Raw genomic sequence first — 23,389 nt, forward strand, 5'->3', positions numbered from 1 at the left:
ACTCATATGAAACGAATCGTTATTTTGATTTCTGGCCGTGGCAGCAATATGCAGGCCATTCTGGAGGCCAAGCTGCCGGTTGAATTCGCCGCAGTGATTTCCAACAAGGCTGAGGCTGACGGGCTGGCGATTGCGCAGCAGCATGGCATCCCAACAGCGGTGTTGTCGCACAAAGGATTCGACAGCCGGGAATCGTTTGATACGGCATTGGCCGCGCTGATTGATACCTATCAACCTGATCTGGTGGTGCTCGCAGGGTTCATGCGTATTTTGTCGGCGGGGTTTGTCCGTCACTATGAAGGGAGGATGATCAATATCCACCCTTCGCTACTGCCTGCATTCACGGGGCTGAATACCCACGCCCGGGCGCTGGCGGAAGGATGCAAGTTGCATGGTTGCACCGTGCATTTCGTGACACCAGAGCTTGACCATGGCCCGATCATCGCCCAGGCGGCGGTACCGGTTTTCGATGATGACACCCCGGAAAGCCTGGCTGGCCGTGTGCTGGTGCAGGAACATCTTCTCTATCCCGCTGTCGTACACTGGATTGCTGAGGGCCGTGTTTCATTGGAAAACGGGTTGGTTCGCGTTCGCCAAGACAGGATCGACCCTGCTACTGCATTGCGTAGCCCTTGTTGATCGGATGATCAGGCGACGGTGTCGCCCGCCTGCCGTCATGTTTTATTCACACCTTTCCGAGTAGACTCAAGCGTGATTGACAACGTAACAGGATGGCATGGATGGGTGATCAAGCTGGTATGAAGCCCTGGGTGACCCGCACGTTGATCATTGCTTTTGTCTTATCGGTTCTGGTGCATCTGTTGACCTTGTTCGGAGAGCAGATCTACGCGGTGGTACTGGGTCTGATGGGTGAAAAGATCGAGGTGCATGAAACCCAACAGTCCTTGGCCGAACAGGAAATCGCGTTGGAGGAGCAAGTCGAAGCAGGGGTGCCGACCAAGCCCTTGATCGATACCTTGAATGTCTATCTGGTGCCAGCGGCCCAGCTGAAGCCGCCTGCTGCCAAACCCAAGGTGACTAAACCGGCCCGAAAAAAGCCCGCGCAGCCAGTTGTTGTAGATCAGCCGGTCAAGCCCGCGCAGCCGTCGGTGGCGGAATCATCACCTGAGGTGGTGGCTGTTACTGAGCCTGCCAAGGTCGATTCACCGGTCATCGCGCCATCCGAAGCACCTAACGTAGCGCCGGTGGCGGAAGCCACGCCATTGGCAGATGCCACGCCCAAGGCCACCCCCTCTGAAGCGGCACCCGCGCTGGAAGACGGCGCTGCTTCTGGCAAGGCTTTCCCGCAGGATATGCGTGTGTACTACACTGCATTGGGTATCGGTGAGGCTGTGCTGAGCTGGAAGCAGGACGGCAATGCCTATACCATTGAGCTGAAAGCGGCTGGGCTTGGGCGAAGTATACTGGGCCGCGCCAAAGGTGCGGTGACCAAAGCGGGCCTGAAGCCGGACGAATATCGTGAGTTCCGCGATGGCAAGCTTGATTCGCCCAAGTACGTGGTGACATTTGACTGGGCGGGCAATACCGTCAGTTATGGGGACCCCAATGCGCTGAAGCATGAGCCGATCAATGCCGGGGCGCTGGACATCCTTTCCATGTATTTCCAGGTCGCCTTGCGAGGGAGCAAGACCATGGATCGCGAACTGCAGATCATCACGGGCAAAAAGCTGTATACCCAGCGCTACCATATTGAAGGCGAGTCGATGATTCATGTGCCAGGCGCGGGTGATGTGAATGCCATACTGGTCAAAGGGGAAAACGAGCGCGGGCGCGGCGATTTCTGGCTGGCACCCGAATGGTACAACCTGCCGATCAAGGTCAATCTGGACTTGGCCGGAAAGATGATCGTGCCGCTGGATGTCACCAAGGTCGAGGTGGCAGGCAAGGTCTTGCTCAGCCGGCCCAAACCCCCGCCGCCACGCCCCAAGCGTGACCGATAAATCTGATGACCCGTTACGTGTGTCGTGTCGGGTCGTTCCCTTTACAAGTTTCAAGAACAAGTGATTTCGTGATGAATGCCAACCAATTTGACATGACCCTGACAGCTTTGCGTCAGATTTTACCGATGACTCAACCGGCAGATGCGGTGATGTCCCGTTTCTTCCGTGAGCACCCCAAGCTGGGCGCGCAAGACCGTCACGTCATCGCAGAAACGGTGTTTGGCATTCTCCGGCGGCGGATGATGCTGGAGGCCGTGGTCGATAAACCGACCGCGCGGGGGCTGTTGCTAGGCTATCTGGTCAAGGTGCAAGGTCTGCCCGCCAAAGCAGTGGCCTCGTTTGCGCCAGAGGCCGAATTGAAAATGGCCACTCATGCCAAAGCGGTGAAGGCAGATACCTTGCCGATTGCGGTGCAGGCTGAGTTCCCCGACTGGCTATATGAAAAACTCAGACAATTCATGGACGATGAGGCGATATTGGCCCTTGGACGTGGTTTCCAGCAACCTGCACCACTCGATGTCCGGGTCAATACGTTGCGCATGAGCCGTGAAGCCGTCATGCAGGCATTGATCGCGAGCGGCCTGCCTTGCGAGCCGACCCCTTATTCGCCATTGGGCTTGCGCCTACAAGGAAAGCCAGCGGTAAACAAACACGCTTTGTTCAACGAAGGCGCGGTGGAGGTGCAAGACGAGGGCAGTCAGCTGCTGGGCCTGCTGCTGTCGCCCCGGCGTGGTGAAATGGTGGTGGACTTCTGCGCGGGTGCGGGTGGCAAGACCTTGCTGCTGGGGGCATTGATGCAATCGTCCGGGCGTGTCTATGCGCTGGATGTCTCCGAAAAACGCTTGAACAACCTGAAGCCACGTCTTAAGCGCTCTGGCCTGTCCAACGTCCATCCGCAATTGATCGCTCACGAAAATGACACCAAGATCAAACGCCTGGCGGGCAAAATTGATCGTGTATTGGTCGATGCCCCCTGCTCGGGCTTGGGGACGTTGCGCCGCAATCCTGATCTGCGGTTCCGCCAGTCTGCCCAGAGCGTGGCTGAATTGACCCAGAAACAAGCGTCCATTCTTGCTGCTGCCGCCTCATTGGTGAAGCAAGGAGGGCGTCTGGTCTATGCGACGTGTTCGATTCTGCCTGAGGAAAATCAACAGATCGTGGAGGCTTTTCTGGCGGCGCACCCAGATTTCAAACTGGTATCGGTGGGCGAGCTGCTGACACAGCAGAAAATTGCTCTGGAAATGGGCGATTACCTGCAGCTCTACCCCCAGGTGCATGGAACAGATGGCTTTTTCGCCGCTGTGCTGACGCGTGAGGTCGGTTTGGCTGCGGAGGCGGTGGAAACTGCAGAAGCGGTGGATTGATCAGCTGCTGGCGACACTCAGATAACGGGCGGCCCCCACTGGGCTGCCTTGTCGTGGCACATAGTTGAACAATGAACTGGCCTGCTGGGCTGGCAGACCATAAAAGACCTGGCTGTTGGCCAGCTGCCGTGCGGTGCGCCGTGTTTCCAGGCTGGTCAGCGCCCGTTCCAACGATTGCCCTGTCTGGTTGAGCTCGCTCTGTGGCGCCAGCGAGCCGCTGACCTGATCACGTAAACCCGCTGCTGTCTGGCTCAGTAACCGGCTTGCCGAATCTGGGTCGCGGACAAAGGCGGTGCCGACTTTGCCCTCATCCACCACCAGCTTGCCGGTTTCATCACGTGTAATGCCAATATCAGACAGCGTCTGCCTATTCAGCCCGAAGCCGGACGCTGCCTCAGTCAGCTGGCTACGAACCTGTGACAGCGATCTGTTGGTCAGGCGATCAGCCTGTTGGTCTGCCAGCCCTTGCTCAAGTGTATTGATGCTACTGACGAATTGCTTGGCTGCTTCTTTGAAGCGGTCCAGATCGCGCCCGATCGTGATGGAAGCGGTTCCGACATTCTGAATGTCCAACCGGATACCACTGACAATATCTTGAATGCCAGTGTTGGCACTGCTCAGCCGCCGCTCGTTGAGGGTGACCTCGGTATTGCCCGGTGTAACGGTCTGCAACAGATTCTGCCCTGCGGCAGCGGCAGCAGCCGGGTCAAAAGCCAGCCGTGATAGACCATTGGTATCAGAATCGTTGCCATCATTGTCCTGCGTGGTGATTTGCAGACTGTTACTGGTGCCTGGGCTGGCGGTAATCTGCAGTCGGAAGCCATCGTCACCCCGGATGACTTCGGCAGATACGCCCGCCTGCGCCGTATTGATGCGGCGTGCGACTTCCTCCAAGGTGCCGGTGTTGGCGGTGATATTGACCGTGGTGGCAGGCGTTTGAGTGGGGGTGAATGTACCGTTTGCATCACTGAAGCTGCCAGCCTGGATTGTCAGCGAGCCGGTTCCCACTATGGTGCTGTCTTTGTCGTTGAAGGCCTGGCTCTGTAACACCTGCGCGGTAGCGACCTGGCTGACGACCACTTCGACCCTAGGGTCATCCCTCACGCGCTGTGGCAGTGGTGTGCCTGTCTTGGCAACGGATTCATCACTGGATTGAGCCCTGAGTGGGGCGACTTTGTCCTGGCTGGACAAAGCGTTGAGATCAGAGCGGAACGTGTCGAGAGCTGATCGTAATTTCCCAACATTGGAGAGTCGAACCTGCGTACTTTCGACGGCGCGGTTTAAATCGTTACCGGCCGCAGACAGACTGACTCCTCGGCCGCCGATGCGGCTGATTTCGCTGTCGCGTAGATAATCACTTGGCTGGAGCAATCCTCTAGAGGTGTATAGCCCCACCAGACCACTACTGTTGTAGATCGAACCGATCATAAGCGATCGCTCTTAACACGTTACCGCACTACCAAGTGTAGACCGCTCAATCGTAACAAGTGATTGATTTGGAAAATGGAAATGAGGTGGGCGATTGTTTGTCTGATGTGCGGCCCATTTGGGGGTGCAAGGGCAGACGTGGCAAGGATATCGATTGGGTTGGGCCTGCCAGAGGGGAGGCAGGCCCAACCGATTGCTTGCGATGAAGTTACGGCTGAGTGACCGGCTTGGCCTGTGCCTGCCAAGGTAACGGAAAGTCATTGCCATTGATGCTGAGCTTGCCTGTCTTCCAGCGCAGGCTGACGGCCAGGTTCTGGCCTTCCTCGCGAATCATCTTCTGTTCGATCAAATTGGCAACTTGGCCCTGCACCAATTGCTTGGCCAGTTCATCCATCTGCTCGATCTGCTCCGGAGTGATGTCTTCACCGCTGCCGCTGCGGCTGATCAAGGTGTTCCTGATCAATAGCCGCACGTAGGTGTCAACAACAGGCTTGGGCAGCTTCAGGTCGGCTTGGGCCTGAATACGCTCCAGAAACTGGACAGGGTTGTCCAGGTCCTTTTCGCGGAACCCAACCAGTCTGATGCCGCCGTTGGCATCGACCCGGCCTTCTGGCAGCTGAATCGACAATTTATTCAAGGCCAGCTCCGGGTCATGCTCCAGTAAGGGTAGGCCGGTCTTCTTGAGGGTTTCGAAGGCTTCCAGGGTTTGATGTGTGTCCGCAGCATCATTCAATGCCTGCTTTTGCAGGCTGATGATGGCTTGATCCAACTTGGCCAGCGTGGGGGCGTGCAGATGTTTGGCCGAGGCATCCAGCTTGGCTGGGCCGTAACGCTTGCCTGCCAGGAGCAACGAGCCGACATCGAAATGACCATCGGCATGGACATAATCCCCTACGGCATCTGACTGGGTGGTGTAGCGAAGGTTTTCCAGTGTGGCGGCGAATGGGGTGCCTTCCTTGATATCTACAGCAATCGAGGCCAGGTTGGCATTCGATTCGCCCAGCATCAAGCCGGCCACACCACTGCGGGTTTTGCCGTCGAAATGGAGTGATTTGATATCGACGGTCGCTTTCTCGGCGGCCTCCAGCTTTAGCCCTGGGATGGCACCTTTCAGCTGGAACCGATCATATTGGCCATTGTAGTTGAATTGGCTTTTCAGCCCTTGCCAGTGGATTTTGACGCCGCTGATGGCTTCTTGGTAATCAAAGCTCGGCACATCGATTGCGATCACACCATCATTGTTGAAACCGATGCGGTTTTCCAGGCTGACTGGTGGCTTGTCTCCAAAGAAGGGTTTCAGCTTGGCCTTGACATCATCTGGCAGCAACAGCTCGGTGCTGACGACGGCCTTGTATGGGTGGAAGTCGCCATTCGAGAACAGCGGAAAGGGGCCATGTTTGATGTGTTGGCGGTATGTCAGGGAAATCGGCTGATAGGGTTTGCCGGCATAGCGCAGATACATCTGATACGGCCAAGTGACGGCATCAGACAGCTCCAAAGTCACTTCCTGCTGTGAGGAAAAGAAACCACGCTCATAGGCGGCGGCTTTCAGCTTGAAGTAAGGAAGTTTCGAGAGTTTTTGCTGTTGCTCGGTCAGCGCCTGCTCAGCTGACATGCCAGCCCACCAGGTTCCACCAAGCCATATTGCCAATGCACCTGTGCCTGCCAGCGCGAGGCCGCGCCCAATCTTGTTCATAGCCAAATGACCAGTCCAGTCTGTTGAAGTGAGTGGCTATTCTAGGCGCTGTTGCGTTGGTTTCATAGCCTGGCTTCCGATTTGACCAATAGGCGTCGGGCCGAAGTAAATGTCGATCGGGCATGCCATGGTGGATGCCGTGGTGAAACCCTGGGTGGATTGAATGGTCTGTATGGAAGGGAGGGACTGGGGCTACTCCCTGTTGGTTATTCAAATGTCATTCATTTGAAGCGTGCTAGACTGGGGTAGACCGATAAATTAGGAGTAGTAATGACTGTTGAGCGTGAAATTCACAATCTGATCATGGAGGCAGCCAAGGATGTCGGGCACATCGATCTCCTCTGGCAATCGGGCGTGCTGGCGCTCAGTCTGTTATTGGCGTGGCTGGTGACCCGCCTCATGCGCGGCACGGTCAACGCGGAGAGCGCTAATTGGGAAGCAGGGGTGGGGAGTTTCAAGCGAGCTTTCTTTCCGCTCTCTGCCTTGTTGTTCATCTGGATCGGCAAGACGCTGTTGAGTGGCTTCTATTCTGTCCGGCTGTTGAAAGTGGTCATTCCGTTGTTGGCGACCTGGGCTGCGATCCGGGTGGCGGTTTACATGTTGCGTTACATTTTTCCCAACCGGAACTGGCTGAAACGCTTTGAGCGGTGGATTGCCGTGTTGGTGTGGTGTTCTGTGGCATTGCACATGGTCGGCTGGCTGCCGGACGTGATGGATATGCTGGATGATCTGAGCTTCACCTTCGGCAAGCATCGCATTTCTGCATTGATCGTCTTATCGAGTCTGCTGTGGTTCAGCGTGACCATGCTGGCTGCCATGTGGCTGGGCAGCTTCATTGAGCAGCGCATCATGAAGGCAGATGACCTCAACATGAACATGCGCGTGGTCATGACCAAGGTGGCTCGCGCCCTGCTGATGGTGTTGGGTGTGCTGGTGGCCCTGCCCATGATCGGGATCGACATCACCATGCTGTCGGTATTCGGCGGTGCTTTTGGCGTGGGGCTGGGCTTGGGGCTGCAGAAGATCGCCAGTAACTATGTCAGCGGCTTTGTCATCTTATTGGATCGCTCCATCCGGCCTGGTGATTTTGTAATCATCGATAACCGTGTCGGCAATATCACCCGCCTGACAGCCCGCTATGTGGTAGTGCGTAGCCTGGACGGGTCCGAGGCCATCATTCCAAACGAGACACTGATCACTTCGACAGTGGTCAACCGATCTTATACTGACAAGAATCTGCTGATTGAGCTGCCTATACAGGTCGCCTATCAGAGCGACTTAGACCAGGTACGCGAGATCATGCTCGAAGCAGTGCAAAGCGAGCCCAGGGTCTTGGTGGCACCAGAGCCTTCCGTGGCATTGGAATCCTTTGGTGAAAGCGGCATCAATATGAAAGCAACGTTTTGGATCCGTGACCCGGAAAATGGCCAACTTGGCCTAAAATCTGCAATCAACTTCAAGATCTGGCACGCTTTCAAGGCAGCAGGCATTGAGATTCCCTATACTCGACGGGAAGTGACCATTCTGAATAAACCAACCATGGATATACCGGGTGCTTGAGCTGAGCCTTGGTGGAAGCCGATACGCAGACTTAGCGCAGACATGGCGTCTGTTCACCCTGCCTAGGGAGATACCCTGATTGCTGGGGTGGCAATCAGGGATACAATCCGTCGATTGCATCAAGCATAAACATAAGAAAATACTAATATAATCTTGCGACAATCCTGGCTACACTGAAATAGCTTGGTTTCACTCCCGCAACAATCAAGAAGGAAAACTGAAGATGGAATACCTGAATGGCCTCATCGACCTGCCGTGGTGGGGCTATATAGTCGCTGCACTTGCGTTGACCCATGTGACCATTGCCTCGGTGACGATTTTTCTGCACCGTCATCAAGCCCATCGTGCATTGGACCTGCATCCGATTCCCAGTCATTTCTTCCGTTTCTGGCTATGGTTGACCACCGGGATGGTCACCAAGGAGTGGGCGGCGATCCATCGCAAGCACCATGCCTTTTGCGAGACGCCCGACGATCCGCACAGCCCGCAGGTGTTGGGCATCAAGAAGGTGCTGGGTGAAGGCGCTGAGCTGTATCGTGCAGCCTCCAAGGACAAGCGCATCATGGAGAAATATGGCCATGGCACGCCGGATGACTGGCTGGAGCGCAATGTCTACACCCGTCACAGTGCCAAGGGCATTATGTTGATGGCCATCATCGACATTCTGCTGTTCGGGCCTGCAGGTATTTCCATCTGGGCCGTGCAAATGATGTGGATTCCGCTATTCGCAGCGGGCGTCATCAACGGGATCGGGCACTACTGGGGCTATCGCAACTTTGAATGCGAAGATGCATCCACCAACATCTTCCCATGGGGCATTCTGATCGGTGGTGAAGAGCTGCACAATAACCACCACACTTTTGGCAGCTCGGCCAAGTTGTCGAACAAGTGGTTTGAGTTCGACATCGGTTGGATGTACATCCGTATCCTGGAGACGTTCGGTCTGGCCAAAGTCCGCCGTGTCGCACCCAGTGTCAAGGAGATCGCAGCCAAACCTGTTTGCGATGATGAGAGCCTTCAGGCCATCATTGCCAATCGCTATGAGATCGCCTCGAAATACGCGAAGGAGCTGCGCGAAACGGTGACCGCAGAGATCGAGAAACTCCGCCAGAGCGCCAAGCTGCCGCAATTGGAGGGTTTCAACCCGGTGAAGAAGATGCGGGTCTGGTTGAAACAGGATGCGAAAGATACGCCAGTGCACGAGCGGGAGAAGCTGCAGGCATTGCTTCAACATAGTAACGTGCTGGAAACGATCTATCAGATGCGCCAGGAGCTGACCCAGCTGTGGGAGCGGTCTTCTGCCTCCAAGGAGCAATTGGTCAAGCAGTTGCAGGACTGGTGCCACCGGGCGGAAACCTCAGGCATTGAGCCGCTCCGCGAATTTGCCCAGCGCTTGCGTTGTTACGCCATGGCGTGACCCACCCAACATGAGTGGTCGGCCAATGCTGATCTTGGCTGGTTGCAATGTGTGGCAGGGGGATGAGACAGTATTTTGCTGATTGTCATCAGTCCCCCGTAGAATGAGGGCCGGCTACATGCCGGCTCTTTTTTTGCCTGCCAGGATTGGCTGACAGGTGGAAATGAACAAATAGATCCCTCCTGGTTTGCCAGGGAAATGACAGATTGAGAAAGAGGTAATATGGAAATCGAACGTTTTGATGTAGGCCCGCGTTTGTCTGACATGGTCAAATACAATAACACCCTGTATCTGGCAGGCCAGGTGCCGGAGGACACTACGCAGGATGCCAAAGGCCAGATGACACAGGTGCTGGGCTATGTAGACGCGCTGCTGGCCCGTGCCGGGAGTGATAAGACCCGTATTCTGTCGGTACAGATCTATTTGCCGGACATGGCTGATTTCGAGGGCATGAATGCCGCATGGGATGCCTGGGTGCCAGCTGGACATACCCCAGCGCGGGCGACGGTGCAGGCAAAGCTGGCGAATCCGGCCTGGAAGGTCGAGATCGTGGTTGTCGCAGCGGCATAAGCCATGAGGTGCTCATGCCTGTGGTCATGAGCTGCCAACGGAAGCGGGGCTGGCATCTGCTGATCACTGATCTGAAAGCAGCTTGCTGGCCCACGACATGGAGTACCAGGCGATGAGGCGATTTGTCTCGCTGTTGTCAGGACTATTGTGGCTGAGCACCACTGCGGCAGAACCGCTACGCTATCAACTTGACCCTGACCATAGCTACCCACATTTCTCGATACGGCACTTGGGTATATCCGCCTTGCAGGGGCGATTCAACAAGATGGCAGGGTGGGTGGAGCTTGATCAGGAAGCCAAAACAGGCCGTCTGGAGATTACAGTCGAGGTAGGTTCGCTCGATACCGGCATGCCCGCCCGAGACAGGAATCTACTGAAAGGCGTATTCGGCACCACCTTTTTTGAACCTGACAAATACCCCCATATGCAATTCAGGGCCAGTGAGATGGGGTTTGATGGAGAGCTACCTGCATCCATCAGCGGCGAATTGACCATACAGGGCATCACCCGCACGGCAGCTTTTCAGATTCGGCAATTCAATTGTGCATTCAACCCCTTGCGCCTGGCAAAAGGCTGTGGTGCGCAGGCAGTGGGCAAGATCAAACGTAGCGATTTCGGCATGGGTGGGATGCTGAGCCTGATTGGTGATGAAGTCGAGCTGATCATTGACTTGGAAGCCTATCCGGAGCATGCGGGACATGATCGGCCAAACACAAAATGACCAGCATTCACCTGTGCTGTCATCAGAAAGCGAAAAGAACAGATGTGCAAAGATGAGAGCATGCGGCGAGGCAGGCTGTGCCTGATCGTGGGCGTGACCATGTGGGGGGGGATGGCGTGGGCTGTGGGGCAGACATCGGACTCCGAACCCAAGTCGGTTGCATTTGTACAGGATTTTGAGTTGTTCTGGCAGACCTTGGATCAAGGTTACGCCTATTTCGACAAAAAGCAGGTGGATTGGGCGCAGGTGAAAGCCCGATATCTGCCTGAAGCCACAGCTGCCCCTGATGAGCGAGCCTTCATCGGTGTGTTGGAACGCGCAATCGATGAACTCTATGACCCGCACACACATTTGAAAGTCAATACACGCCAATCCAGCCGTCTGGTGCCGACCGGGGCGGACATCTGGGCTGAATGGCAGGATGGTAAAGCGGTGATCACCCAGCTTCGGCCAGGTTTCAGTGCTGAGCAGGCAGGCTTGCGCATAGGGATGCAGATCGTTGCCCTGAATGGGCAGCCCATTGGTGATGCGATTGCTGGCAAGCAAGGCCGATCGTTGAAGGCTGATGATCCGGCTGCCGCCAACTGGGCCCTGTTGGCTGTGTTGGCGGGCACGCGTGAGCGTGCCAGGGAAATCGATGTCATGATGCCAGACGGTCGATTGCAGCGATTCCTGCTTGATCAACCCCAGCATCAGCAGGTGGACAAACCCAGCTTGGCACGCCGGGTCACCTGGCAGCGTCTGCCGGATGGCATGGGACTGATACGCATCAATAATGCATTGGGTGACAACAGAACAGTGCAGGAATTCGATCAAGCCCTTGCGCAGCTGAAGACCAGCAAAGCACTGGTGCTGGATCTACGCAATACGCCCAGCGGCGGCAATACCGATGTTGCAGAGCCTATCCTGGGGCGCTTCATTACCCGAGCGCAGCCTTATCAGCGTGGCAAACCGGTCAAGGGCGATGCCTGGACGCGTGTGGTATCGCCGCGTGGTGTGGCATATCGACAACCCATGGCAGTGCTGGTGGGGCGGTGGACTGCAAGCATTGGTGAGGCGATAGCAATCGGATTGGACGGCATGGGGCGTGCAACGGTGTTTGGCACGCCCATGGCGCGGCTGAATGGGGCGGTGTTCGACCTGACCTTGCCCAACACCCGGATTGGAGTGACCTACTCAGCAGAGCAGCTCTTCCATCTCAACGGAACGCCGCGTGAGGCGTTCGTGCCTAACGCCGTGCTGGAAGACCCTACCGGTCAAGAGCCGGACTCCGCATTGTATACAGCCGTCCGGTACTTGGCAGGCAGACCGGCCTCAGCTGATGGTCAGCTTGCCCGAGCCCGGTAGTGCCTCGACCAGACCTGGGCCGAGCAATAGCGAAGGGGTGTAATAGCCCCCAGGCACCGTCAGGTCGGTCAGCAGCTTCTGTACGATGTACAAGGCGCTATCCACCGTCAATTGATAACCGTTTGTGGTGCGGATTCGCGCGGTGCGGATCTCACCCTTGGCGTTACGGGCCTCTCCCCACACCCAGGTTGGGGACTGCTCACGGCTTTGCTGCGAAGGGCCTTGTATACGGCGACCCACCCATGCCTTCAGCAGCCGTTGCACAAAGCCGAGGCCCAGCAACGGTTTGAGCCAGTTCAGGTGTTTGATATGGTTTGCCATCTTCGGCGCCATGCTGACATATACCTCGATATTAGGGATGCCTGTCGAGTAGTAGGCTGTGACGATATCCCCCCAAAGAATCGTCAATGCTTGCTTTTCACCATCACCGAAATCGATGGCGCGTCGGCGGTAAGCAAAGGGCACGTTCTTCAGCTGCCCGTTTTCACGGATCTTTGCGCCCAGCGCAAAGCCTTCGATGGTTGTCTTGGCGGTTCCAGGGCTGATCCCGCTGTTGGATGAGAACCCCAGCGCCAATGTCGTGGCATCCGGCAGAGCGGCCTTCAGCGCGGCAGCCAGGCAGTCTGTCGGAACGACATCAAAGCCGACGCCAGGGCACAGCACGATACCAGCCGCGTGGGCTGCGGTGTGCTTGCTGTGCGCCCATTCAAATGCCGCGATCTCGCCGGTGATATCCAGATAATGACATCGCTGATGCAGACAAGCAGAGATCAGGGGCTGGCAGGTGGCCGAAAAAGGGCCTGCGCAATTCAACAGCAGACTGACGCCTTTCAGCTGCTCAGCCAGGTCAGGCTGATCCAACCCGAAAATGCGGCACTCTAGACCCAGCTGCCGCGCCAACTCCCCAATCGCCCCCTGTTGCCGACCCGCCAGGATCGGCTTGAGCCCAAGCTGTACGGCCTGTCTGGCGATGAGCTGCCCTGTGTAGCCATTTGCTCCGTAAATCATCCAGTCTGTCATGTTTTCTCCTCGATTTTTTATTGGTGTAGACGCCACATTGCATGTGCAGAAGCCGTATTTGACCCTGGTGGGCTGGCTTTAAATGGCCAGCGGCGTGTTGTGTGCTGCCACATTATGGATTGCAAAGTGCGTCATTCAGCGAACAACCAGCTGCGGGTGATGAGCATGGCTTGTTACCGTAAGCCTTGCACACCTGATCCAGACTGATTCTGCAGGGCATTGTTGTTCAAATCGGTTTTTTAGGGAAGACCATTGTATAACATCGTTATTTATGTGCTGCTGGCTCGCAGAAGCCTGCCATCCAAGGCGGGTTTCGGTGAGTTCCATGTGAATATATGGAGGTGCGATTTTGTTGGTGCTGCAACTGGCTGGCGCATAACATGATTCTCATAACGGGAAGAGGGGGCGTATATGTGGCTCGCAACAATGCGCAGGAGCTTGGGCTCGTTACTGGTGGCCTTTGGTTTGGTAGGAGGGCTGGGCGGGTGCAAGCGCATTCTGCAGAATCAGCTGGCTGAAGCACCCCACCCGCAGCATGTGCAGCTGGCCGGATTGGATGCGCCTGTCAGCATCCGTCGCGACGAGCTGGGGGTGCCACTGATCGAGGCGCAATCCATTGGGGATCTGATGTTCGCCCAGGGATATGTGGCGGCGGAAGACCGGTATTCGCAGATGGTCGGCTTCAAGATGCTCGCGCAGGGCCGATTGAGTGAGATGATTGGGCGCCCAGCCTTGGATGTAGACCGTTATGTGCGCACGCTGAATCTGCGTGCGACCGCCCAGATGCTCTGGTCGCATGCTGCGCCCGAGGTGAAGCAAGTGCTGACCCGCTATGCCGATGGCGTCAATGCGTGGCGTGCGCAACGCGCCCTGCCTGCAGACATGCGCCTGACAGGTATGGAGCCGGAGCCATGGCAGCCGCAAGATGCCATGCTGGTCATGGTGCTGTTGAATTTCAGCCTGGCGCAGAATCTGCAGGAAGAAGTCGGTTTTCTACGCTTGGCCCAGCAGGTCGGTATTGAAAATGCAGCCTGGCTGATGCCGGTCTATCCCGACGAGTCGCTTCCGTTTGATGAAGCCCATAAGCTCGCTGGCCTGGATCTCAAGACGATGGGGCCGGATGTCAAGCAGCTGCTGCAGACGTTGGCCGTACTGGATGATTTGACCGGGCACAATCTGGCGGCCTCGAACAACTGGGCGGTAGCGCCTGCGCGTACGTTGGGCGGGGCCAGTATCGTCGCGAATGATACCCACCTGCTGCTGACCCAGCCCGCCACCTGGCATTACGTCCATACTCGGGCACCTGGGCTGGATGTCGCCGGGGTAGCGGCGGCAGGCTTGCCGGGCGTGGTTGCGGGCTACAACGGCAAGCTGGCCTGGGGGATGACCATGGTGATGGCGGACAATCAGGATCTATTTCTGGAGCAGCTCAAAACCATCCAGGGCAAGCTGCATTACCGCTTCAAAGAGGAATGGCTGCCTTGTCGTGAGCGTATTGAAATCTATCGCTTGCCGAATGGGGAATCGATTCAGGAAACCGTCTACGAAACCCATCATGGCCCCTTGCTGAACATGGCATTGCAGCACCCGCCCAAGAGCGACCTATTGCCCAGGCAGTTGCAGATAGGGTTCGGCTTGGCCGTCAAGACCACTGCATTTGAGCCTGACGACACGCTGACGGCATTTCTGGCAGTGAATCGTGCGCAAATCATGGAACAAGCCAAAGCGGCGTTATTGCAGCTCAGGTCGATCGAGCTGAATGTTGTGTATGGCACACGGGAACAGATCGGCTGGCAGGTGACGGGGCGCTATCCGATACGGGGGAAAGGCCGGGGGCAACTACCCTCACCAGGCTGGACGGGAGAGTATGACTGGCGGGGGTATGTGCCTGTTTCCGCTCACCCCGCCACCATTGACCCGAAACAAGGCTTTCTGGCCACGGCCAATCACCGGTCGGTGGATGCGCGGTATCCCTATCATTTGACAGCCAGCTGGTACGCGCCCTGGCGCATGGATCGTATCAATCAGCGTCTGCAAGACACCCCTAAACATACCTTGCAAGACAGCCAATCGATGCAGTTGGACCGGGTGTCGCGACAGGCCATAGCCTTCGGGCAATGGCTGACAGATACGCCGCTGGATCAAGCCCTGCAAGGGTTGCCTCAAGCACAGGCAGAGCGGGCTGAGTGGGCGATAGCACGTCTGCGGGCATTCGATGGCAATCTGTTACCCACTTCTGCCGATGCGGCCCTGTATGGCATGTTCTTGCACCACCTCGCCCGCGAGACATTTGGCGATGAGCTGGGGCTGGGGACAGAGGCCTGGTATGCGATGGTCAGGGCGAACGATGCCAACTACGGCTCGGTGGATGATCATCTGCTCAAGCGCAGCGACAGCCCGTTTTGGGATGACAACCGGACCAGGGTGAAAGAGAGCAAAGCCGACATCATAGTGCGGGCACTGGCATTGGCGGTCACATCATTGCGCCAAGCGCAGGGAGCAGACCCGACCCAATGGCAGTGGGGAAGGGTGCATACCTACACCTGGCAGACCGAGACGACCAAGATGGCGCCGCACCTCAGTTGGTTTGAACAAATGGCCATCTCCATGATTGGCGATTACCTGGACCGTGGGCCATATGCTGCGGGTGGTGATCACGCGACGTTGAATGTTGCCGCTTACTCAGTCGGTGAGGGCTTCGGCACATGGATGGTGCCGGCGATGCGGATCATCGTCGATTTCAGCCAAGCCGAGCCGATGCGCTTTGTGAATCTGTCCGGGCAGTCGTCCAACCCTGGCAGCCCACACTACGATGACGGGATCGAATGGTGGCTGCAAGGGCGCTATCAAATCATGCCGTTCCAGCAAGCCGCCATCGACCAGCTGTACGGCCCACCGATCTCACTGATCCCAAAGTGCGTGAAACAATGTTGAGAGGGCGCACAGCCTATTGAATCAAGCGCTCTGGGGCATGGTGAGAGGCCAGGGGACGCGATCTGCTTGGTTCGATCAAGCCAAGGCATTCCACTCTGGCTGCATGACACATGGGGGCACCACCGCTGCGGTACCCATCCTTGAGTGAATTGGCCGTTTTCAGGTAGGGTTGGCTGAGGTGGGCTCCTCTTGTGGGGCATCTTTAGGTGGAGCTTCTTCCTTGATCACATAGTTAGGGTCGCGGGCCCATCTGCCCAAGTCCTTCGCCAAGGCAACTGAGCAGCGATCGATAATAGTGCAGGTGCCTTTGAAGCCCGCCCACATTCCGCCAATAGACCAGCGATTGATCTTGGTTTCGCGCTTGACCTTGCCATCCTCCAACAATGCCGCTTGCACTGTCACGGCCTTGGGCCCAGACCAGGCGCCACCTCCGACGCCCAATACGTGGGTGATCTGCAGGCGTAAGATCTGCTTACCTGTCTGGTCGGCACTGGCTTCGATGGTGCCTTTGTCTGATTTATTGACTTTTGCGAGTATCTTGCCGACATGTTCAGCAAGCTGATCTTCAATCTTGCATTCCTCTCGCACCTTTCTCACCACCCCGGCATCCGGGTGATAAGTGACCGGTACCTCAAGGTAAACCGGATCAGCCGCCAGCGCCTGCATACCACAGGTGACAAGCGCCAGACCAAGGATGTGTTTCATATGACCTCCTAATGTGTTGGGTAAGGAATGTGATTATTGGAAGGCAGGGGCTTCTGCATCATCCCCTGGAAGCAGTTGTTTGGTTGCTTGATGGCGAAAATATCATGCATTGAATCCATCTGGCGTGATTTCCCTACTCCCTCCCTTCGTCGAAAGTGGCCATGATCGCCATTTTTCCGGTCAAGCAAGCTGGATGCGCGGTCTTGTCGGGAGGCACCTTCATTGGTGGTGGTGTTGAGAGACACATATTGTGAGCCAGCCATGTCTTGATTAAAGTACTTTCATGAATCGATTGCAGTATGGGTAAACAATGAATGAAGAAGTACGGTGATGCAACATGGGCGCATGCGCAAAATGCATTTGACATATCGATGAATATCTATATGATAATGGCATTGTTGGTTGCACTTTACAGTGATTGACCAGCATGGAATGCGCTTGGCTTCTGCCAAGGCCAAGCGGCCAATCGCTCATCTTGAGCGATGCCAAACCTGTTGCCACTGCTGCTCGTGAATGAGCCTCTCCCTGATCTTAAGCGAGTGGCAGTGGCCAACAGGACACTCCCTACCTTTCCACCCGGACATGGCGTTACCAGCGCCATGCCCGGTTTTTTCCCATCATGCGTGCTTGCCCCGATGCCTGCGATGACCTATCGCCGCGAAAGTGCTGCACTTTTAGCTTTCCACTCCCGCTTCCGCATCACCACCGCTCCAACTGTGGCGGTTCGGCACCTGGGCTCATTCGTCCCGCTCTTGTCGGTTGTACCTGTGCCCTGGGGAGTACGGGCTGCATCCAGCTCGGCAGCAAGATAGGCGCGGCTTGCGTCAAAGCAGTATATAAAGGAGATACAGCGTCGCTGGGTCTGCCTTTCCCATGATGGAAACAGGGTCTAGGTAGTACTGCATATTTATATCGAGATGGGTACATGTGATGATCGGGAAGTATCTGATGAAAGAGATGTGAACTGTTCCAAAGCGGGAGGAATATGAAAAAGGTCTGGCAAATGTCATTCAATACATTGGCGCTGGTTGCCGTTGGGGGCTTGTTCTCACCTGCCCGTGCAGATGGTCTGGACGAAATCCGGCGAGCGGGTGAAATAAGGGTCGGGGTGGTGACGGACATTGCTCCTTTCGGCTACATTGATCCGAAAACCCAGCTGGTGGCGGGTTACGATATTGATTTCGCCAAGTTCGTCGCGCAGCAGCTCGGTGTGAAAGTGGCATTCACTGTCCTGCAGCGTGACGACCGTCTACCTGCCCTGAAGGAAAAACGTGTCGATCTGGTGGTGGCGGCGTTGATCAACGCGCCAGAACGCGCCAAAGAAGTAGACATGAGTTACAGCTACTTTGTCAGCGTACCCAAAATCGCAGCAAAAGCAGGCCGTTTCAGCGAGCTCAGCCAGTTGCAGGCCGCGCGGATCTGCGCTCCGAAAGGCTCTTTCCTACTGTCTGTCATCAAGGAGGCCTTGCCAGCAGCCACGCCCGTGATTTCCGACACCAATGTGCAGGCATTTCAGAATCTGATGAAGGGAGATTGTGATGCAGTTGCCGGGTCGGCGGCGGCATTACGGCACCAATTGCAACGGATGCCCGCGGACAGCGGGCTAGAAGTGCCCGACATTCCACTCAGCATGAAGCGCCTCAGCATGGCTGTCCATAAAGATGAGACCCGGTTGCTGGATGCGGTGAATGCCGCTTTGTTGCAAGCCGAGAAATCAGGCAAGGCGATCAGGATGTTTGAACGGCATTTCGGCAAGCAATCCGTTGCACCGCAGATGCGTGCTTTCAAAATCTACGCGGATACCGTAAAAGCGGAGTAGCGATTCGCCATTTCTTGCCATATGAGCCAAAGACCACTGCCAGCGCTTGGACGTTGTGCAGTCGAATAAAAAGCCAAGCCATGTTTGGCTTTTTTTGTGCCAATCATGTCTGCATCCTGACGGAATGGCTGAAGCAATTGTGTATGCCCGGGGCAGGCTGATCTGCTGATTTTGCAATGCCCTGATGACGGCACATGGGTGTCTATGTCTGTATGTCATCAATTGAGTAAATTCAAAGAATTGCTTGGTTTTTATCGAATTGATTGATGATGACAAATCACTAATTTCGAATGTTGTACTTGACTTGCATCAAGCGTGTGTTAAATTTTCAGTAATTACTGAAAGTTCAAAAATATGAATCTGACACCTTTGATCCAGTCTTTTGTCTTGCACTTCGGTGAGATGGGCAGTCGCTGGGGTATCAACCGGACAGTTGGCCAGATCTACGCGTTGCTGTTTGTCTCCCACCGCCCGCTGAATGCCGACGAGATTGCGGAGGCCCTGGGGTTTTCTCGTTCGAACGTCAGCATGGGCTTGAAAGAGTTGGAAAGCTGGCGCTTGACCAAGCCACAACATCAGCCAGGTGATCGCCGCGAGTATTTCACTGCGCCCGATGATGTCTGGGCAATCTTCCGCACATTGGCAGAGGAGCGTCGCAAACGCGAGGTGGACCCGACTTTGTCCATGCTGCGAGCCGCGCTGATGGAAACACCTGCGACTGACGAGGAGCGCCACGCACAGGAGCGGATGCGCGAGATGCATGCTTTGATCGAGCAGGTGACCAATTGGTTCACTGATGTGCAGCGCCTGGAGGCGGATACCTTGGTTCAGCTGATGAATCTGGGCTCGAAGGTACAAAAGGTGCTGGAGCTGAAGGACAAATTCACCCTGTTTGCCGGTGGCCGCGCGCAGGGTGGGGATGCAGACTGAACACAAGCAATCATAAGCCTGGGCCAAAGCGTGGACGCGCCGATGTGTATCAGGCGGATGGGGGCGATCGATCACCCATCGAATAACCACTGGAGATACATGGGCACTCAGTAATTTGTCTGATCAAACGACGGGTTCTGTGCTGTCTCCATCTGTTGTACCTGCTTGCTGTCTTGGGAAAATCCGAGCGGGGAGCAGACCAAGTTCTGTTGACATGGCTTCGTGGCCTGCCGTGAAGTGATACCTACAGGACTCTAACTATATCAATGCGTTACCGTTATAGCGGTACATGAGGAGACAGGCATGGTGCAGTTCATTCATACAGGAATTCGTCATGGACCCAGTCGTACTCGCCCGCATTCAATTTGCGGCCAATATCACGTTTCATATTCTGTTTCCGGCCATCAGCATTGCGCTGGCCTGGGTGTTGTTGTTCTTCAAGTGGCAAGGTAGTCGCACGGGTAACCCCGCCTGGCGGGATGCCTATCAATTCTGGGTCAAGATATTTGCCCTGACATTCGCACTGGGTGTGGTCACCGGTATCACCATGAGCTTCCAGTTCGGCACCAACTGGCCGGGCTTTATGCAGACGGTGGGTAATATCGCCGGCCCGCTATTGGCCGCCGAGGTGTTGACGGCTTTTTTCCTGGAGGCCACCTTCCTGGGCATCATGCTGTTTGGCGCCAATCGGGTTTCCAATCGCGTGCATACCTTGGCCACGGCTTTGGTGGCCATTGGTACGACACTGTCGGCCTTTTGGATATTGGTGCTCAACTCGTGGATGCAGACCCCAGTGGGTTTCGAAATGATCAATGGGCAAGCGCACGCTACCGATTGGCTGGCGATCTTGTTCAATCCTTCCTTTCCTTATCGATTCACCCACATGTTGTTGGCGTCTGGTCTGACGGTGGCCTTTTTGATTGCAGGGCTGTCGGCCTATCGTTACCTGCGCGGGGAGCGCTCTGCGGGGCTGATGGTGTCGTTGAAGACGGGTATTGCGCTGGCGGCGTTGCTGATCCCGTTGCAGATCGTCGTGGGCGACCTGCATGGCTTGAATACATTGAAACATCAGCCCGCCAAGTTGGCCGCCATGGAGGGTATCTGGCAGACCCAGCGCGGGGTGGATGCGGTCTTGTTCGCCATTCCAGATAGCCAAGCCAAGACCAATCACTTTGAGATAGCCATCCCCAAGCTGGCCAGCCTCTATCTGACCCATGATTGGAATGGTGAGGTGAGCGGGCTGGATGCCTTTGAGGGTAAGCATCCGCCAGTGGGGCCGGTGTTCTGGGCATTCCGCATCATGGTCGGTGTTGGTTTGCTGATGCTGGCAGTGGCCTGGGTGGCTGCCTGGTATTGGCGCAAGCAGCAAGGGCTGCCGACCTGGATTGCCCGGGTGCTGGTCGGCATGACCTTTTCCGGCTGGGTTGCCCTGGTAGCAGGGTGGTATGTGACGGAAGTCGGTCGCCAGCCCTATCTGGTCTACGGCGTGTTGACTACTGCACAGGCCGCTTCAACCGTACCAGCCACGCAGATCAGCCTGTCCCTGGCGATGTACCTCAGCTTGTATCTTTGCCTGGGCTTCGCTTATGTCAAGGTGTTGTTCTATCTGGCTGGCAAGGCCGGCAGACAGGCCACCGAGCCAGCAACGGCAGGGAAGCCAGCCTATCAATAAGACGGGGCGGATGCGCTCTGATGCGATGCCGCTTGTTGTGCGCGTGCCGCTAACGGCACGTTGTTGAAAAAGGATGTAGACAATGCTAGACCTGAACATGTTTCTGCCCTTGCTCTTCCTGGGCCTGATGGGCCTCGCCATGCTGATCTATGTGATCCTGGACGGCTACGACCTGGGTGTGGGTGTACTGATGCACTGGGCCAGCCCAGAGGAAAAAGATCGCATGATTGCCGCGATCGGCCCATTTTGGGATGCCAATGAAACCTGGCTGGTGCTGGGGGTGGGAATTTTGCTGGTGGCGTTTCCGATGGCACAGGGGGCGATTCTGACAGCGCTGTATCTGCCGGTCGCGTTGATGTTGGCTGGCTTGATTCTGCGTGGCGTGGCATTTGATTTTCGTGCCAAAGCCCATGCAGATCACAAAGCCAGGTGGGATCGGCTGTTCACCCTGGGCTCGCTGATTGCAGGTCTGGCACAGGGATTCATGCTCGGCATGTATGTGACCGGCCTGGATTACACGCCACATGCGATGGCTTTTGCAGCGGTGGTTGCAGTCTGTCTGGTGGCTGGTTATGCCCTGCTGGGGGCATGCTGGCTGGTGTTGAAGACTGAGGGCGGGCTGCAGCGCAAAGCCATTCAATGGGGAAAGCGTTGCCTGAAATGGGCAGGCTTAGGTATTGCGCTGATTTCCATTGCCACGCCGTGGGCGAGCGAGCGGGTCGCCAGCCGCTGGTTCAACATGCCCGAATTCTTTCTGATGCTGCCCATCCCTGTGATGACTGCAGCGCTGCTGGTGGGGGCCTATCAGCTGCTGAAACGCCTGCCACGGGTCAATGACCGATGGTCATGGGCGCCGTTTGCCTGCGTGGTCGGGGTGTTCGTGTTGGCATTTCATGGCTTGGCCTATAGCGTCTTCCCCTATCTGATCATGGATAGAATGACCGCCTGGCAAGGTGCGGCATCCATCGAGTCACTGAAGATCCTGGCGGTCGGCACCTTGATCGTGCTGCCTGCCATCCTGTGCTACACCGCGTACTCCTATTACGTGTTTCGTGGCAAGGCGCGTGACCTGGTGTATTGATGGCGGAGTCCCCCGGCAGCGGCTGGTAGCGCACATGGCCTGTAGGATGTCGCGCCAACTCCGCTTGGGGCCGGAAACGCCATCAACAGATCTGGAGCCAACCAGCAGCAGGTCGTCGGTCAGATGTGGATTCATTGTGGAGGGTCACACTTGCCAATCAATGGGCGTGCTATAACAATGCTCGGCTATTCAAAAACCATAGCTTTTGACAGTCATCGGTCACAAGCCGATTGGCCCTTGTTTTATCCCCCCACAGGCTGCTTGTGCCTCGCGCCACAGCCGAATGAAGAGGTTTACCATGTCGAGAAAACTGATTGCCGCAAACTGGAAAATGAACGGCAGCCTGGCCCAATGTCGCGAGCTGCTGCCACCCCTGGCAAGCGTTGCCCGTGACAGCTTACCGCTGGTGGTCTGCCCGCCCGCCTGTTATCTGCCGACAGTTGCGGCGTTGGCAGCGGATAGCGCATTGCAAGTGGGGGCGCAAGATGCCGCCCAGCATGATGCGGGAGCCTATACCGGTGAGATGTCAGCCGCCATGCTGCGCGAGCTGGGTTGTCAATACGCTATTGTCGGCCACTCCGAGCGGCGGCATGGGCTGGGTGAAACAGACGACATGGTGGCGGCCAAAGCGGCGGCTTGTCTACGGCATGGCCTGACACCGATCATCTGCATCGGTGAGACACAAGCCCAATATGAAGCAGGCCAGACCGCAGACGTGGTCGAGCGCCAGGTGAAAGCCGTTCTGGCGCGCGTTGTGGCGGAAGATCTGGTGAAAACAGTATTTGCCTATGAGCCGGTCTGGGCGATTGGCACCGGCCTTGCGGCCACACCAGAACAGGCACAAGCCGTGCACGCCAGCATCCGGGCCCTGCTGACGCAAGCAGGCGGGGGCGAGGCAGCCAAACGCGTACCTGTGCTCTACGGTGGCAGCGTCAAGGCGGGCAACGCAGCCAGCCTGTTTGCCATGCCCGATATTGATGGTGCATTGGTAGGCGGTGCTTCGCTGGTTGCAGCGGAGATGGTGGCGATTTATCAGGCCGGGTTGAACACCTTCCAGCTGGACTGAGCACCCGCTCTGCGCGACAAAGGCCGATTACATCGGCCTTTGTTACTTCTGCTCGGACCATTGTGGTAGCTGGGTATCGATCATCGTCTGGCTGCTGA

18 protein-coding genes are annotated in these 23,389 nt (G+C 56.3%); 14 read left to right on the top strand and 4 right to left on the bottom strand.

The window, feature by feature from the left end; translation table 11 throughout:
- The first annotated feature begins 6 nt into the window (after window positions 1–6).
- The 3 genes from purN (at window position 7) to HNQ59_RS08000 (ending at window position 3,325) form a co-directional block, all read left to right on the top strand.
- The gene (gene purN / locus HNQ59_RS07990) at window positions 7–639 is read left to right on the top strand and encodes a phosphoribosylglycinamide formyltransferase (protein ID WP_184037508.1); all 633 of its coding nucleotides are present in this window, start codon (window positions 7–9) and stop codon (window positions 637–639) included.
- Window positions 640–740: 101 nt separating this feature from the next.
- Complete coding sequence (locus HNQ59_RS07995; protein ID WP_184037511.1) at window positions 741–1,961, top strand: DUF3108 domain-containing protein; 1,221 nt, start codon at window positions 741–743, stop codon at window positions 1,959–1,961.
- A 71-nt stretch (window positions 1,962–2,032) separates the two neighbouring features.
- The gene (locus tag HNQ59_RS08000; RefSeq protein WP_184037514.1) at window positions 2,033–3,325 is read left to right on the top strand and encodes an RsmB/NOP family class I SAM-dependent RNA methyltransferase; all 1,293 of its coding nucleotides are present in this window, start codon (window positions 2,033–2,035) and stop codon (window positions 3,323–3,325) included.
- On the opposite strand, the gene fliD is transcribed toward HNQ59_RS08000, so the two are convergent.
- Together fliD and HNQ59_RS08010 are read right to left on the bottom strand one after the other, a co-directional pair.
- Window positions 3,326–4,753 carry a flagellar filament capping protein FliD gene (gene fliD, locus HNQ59_RS08005; protein ID WP_184037517.1) on the bottom strand — a complete coding sequence of 476 codons (1,428 nt, stop codon included), beginning with the start codon at window positions 4,751–4,753 and terminating at the stop codon, window positions 3,326–3,328.
- Window positions 4,754–4,961: 208 nt separating this feature from the next.
- On the bottom strand, window positions 4,962–6,449 hold the full coding sequence (locus HNQ59_RS08010) for a YdgA family protein (protein ID WP_184037520.1): 1,488 nt from the start codon (window positions 6,447–6,449) through the stop codon (window positions 4,962–4,964).
- 270 nt (window positions 6,450–6,719) lie between these two features.
- Between HNQ59_RS08010 and HNQ59_RS08015 the strand changes: the two genes are divergently transcribed.
- From HNQ59_RS08015 to HNQ59_RS08035, 5 genes are all read left to right on the top strand, one after another.
- Window positions 6,720–8,009 carry a mechanosensitive ion channel family protein gene (locus HNQ59_RS08015; RefSeq protein ID WP_246490902.1) on the top strand — a complete coding sequence of 430 codons (1,290 nt, stop codon included), beginning with the start codon at window positions 6,720–6,722 and terminating at the stop codon, window positions 8,007–8,009.
- Between the two features lie 223 nt (window positions 8,010–8,232).
- Window positions 8,233–9,426, top strand: coding sequence for a DesA family fatty acid desaturase (locus HNQ59_RS08020; protein WP_184037523.1), 1,194 nt, complete (start codon window positions 8,233–8,235; stop codon window positions 9,424–9,426).
- A 222-nt stretch (window positions 9,427–9,648) separates the two neighbouring features.
- Complete coding sequence (locus tag HNQ59_RS08025; protein WP_184037525.1) at window positions 9,649–9,996, top strand: RidA family protein; 348 nt, start codon at window positions 9,649–9,651, stop codon at window positions 9,994–9,996.
- Window positions 9,997–10,108: 112 nt separating this feature from the next.
- The gene (locus HNQ59_RS08030) at window positions 10,109–10,717 is read left to right on the top strand and encodes a YceI family protein (protein WP_184037528.1); all 609 of its coding nucleotides are present in this window, start codon (window positions 10,109–10,111) and stop codon (window positions 10,715–10,717) included.
- A 60-nt stretch (window positions 10,718–10,777) separates the two neighbouring features.
- Window positions 10,778–12,064: a S41 family peptidase gene (locus tag HNQ59_RS08035; protein WP_184037531.1), complete on the top strand. Its 1,287-nt coding sequence runs from the start codon at window positions 10,778–10,780 to the stop codon at window positions 12,062–12,064.
- Here HNQ59_RS08035 and HNQ59_RS08040 read toward each other — a convergent pair.
- Window positions 12,032–13,084 (bottom strand): saccharopine dehydrogenase family protein, encoded by a 1,053-nt coding sequence (locus HNQ59_RS08040; protein ID WP_246490903.1) that lies wholly within the window; start codon window positions 13,082–13,084, stop codon window positions 12,032–12,034. The two genes, HNQ59_RS08035 and HNQ59_RS08040, sit on opposite strands and share 33 nt — an antisense overlap.
- A 411-nt stretch (window positions 13,085–13,495) precedes the next feature.
- On the opposite strand from HNQ59_RS08040, the gene HNQ59_RS08045 reads away from it, so the two are divergent.
- Window positions 13,496–16,018 (top strand): penicillin acylase family protein, encoded by a 2,523-nt coding sequence (locus HNQ59_RS08045; RefSeq protein WP_184037533.1) that lies wholly within the window; start codon window positions 13,496–13,498, stop codon window positions 16,016–16,018.
- A 159-nt stretch (window positions 16,019–16,177) separates the two neighbouring features.
- Here HNQ59_RS08045 and HNQ59_RS08050 read toward each other — a convergent pair whose 3' ends face one another.
- Window positions 16,178–16,723: a hypothetical protein gene (locus HNQ59_RS08050; RefSeq protein ID WP_184037535.1), complete on the bottom strand. Its 546-nt coding sequence runs from the start codon at window positions 16,721–16,723 to the stop codon at window positions 16,178–16,180.
- Window positions 16,724–17,726: 1,003 nt separating this feature from the next.
- Between HNQ59_RS08050 and HNQ59_RS08055 the strand changes: the two genes are divergently transcribed.
- The 5 genes from HNQ59_RS08055 to tpiA all read left to right on the top strand — a co-directional run bounded on the left by HNQ59_RS08055 (window position 17,727) and on the right by tpiA (window position 23,291).
- Window positions 17,727–18,542, top strand: coding sequence for a transporter substrate-binding domain-containing protein (locus HNQ59_RS08055; RefSeq protein WP_184037538.1), 816 nt, complete (start codon window positions 17,727–17,729; stop codon window positions 18,540–18,542).
- A gap of 354 nt (window positions 18,543–18,896) precedes the next feature.
- Window positions 18,897–19,472, top strand: a complete 576-nt coding sequence (locus HNQ59_RS08060) for a GbsR/MarR family transcriptional regulator (RefSeq protein ID WP_184037541.1) — start codon at window positions 18,897–18,899, stop codon at window positions 19,470–19,472.
- 334 nt (window positions 19,473–19,806) lie between these two features.
- The gene (locus HNQ59_RS08065; protein ID WP_184037543.1) at window positions 19,807–21,144 is read left to right on the top strand and encodes a cytochrome ubiquinol oxidase subunit I; all 1,338 of its coding nucleotides are present in this window, start codon (window positions 19,807–19,809) and stop codon (window positions 21,142–21,144) included.
- An 82-nt stretch (window positions 21,145–21,226) separates the two neighbouring features.
- On the top strand, window positions 21,227–22,225 hold the full coding sequence (locus HNQ59_RS08070) for a cytochrome d ubiquinol oxidase subunit II (protein ID WP_184037546.1): 999 nt from the start codon (window positions 21,227–21,229) through the stop codon (window positions 22,223–22,225).
- A gap of 298 nt (window positions 22,226–22,523) precedes the next feature.
- Window positions 22,524–23,291 carry a triose-phosphate isomerase gene (tpiA, locus tag HNQ59_RS08075; RefSeq protein ID WP_184037549.1) on the top strand — a complete coding sequence of 256 codons (768 nt, stop codon included), beginning with the start codon at window positions 22,524–22,526 and terminating at the stop codon, window positions 23,289–23,291.
- Window positions 23,292–23,389 lie beyond the last annotated feature (98 nt).

Origin of the sequence: Chitinivorax tropicus (assembly GCF_014202905.1) — a bacterium.
In the GTDB taxonomy this organism is placed as follows: Bacteria; Pseudomonadota; Gammaproteobacteria; order Burkholderiales; family SCOH01; genus Chitinivorax; species Chitinivorax tropicus.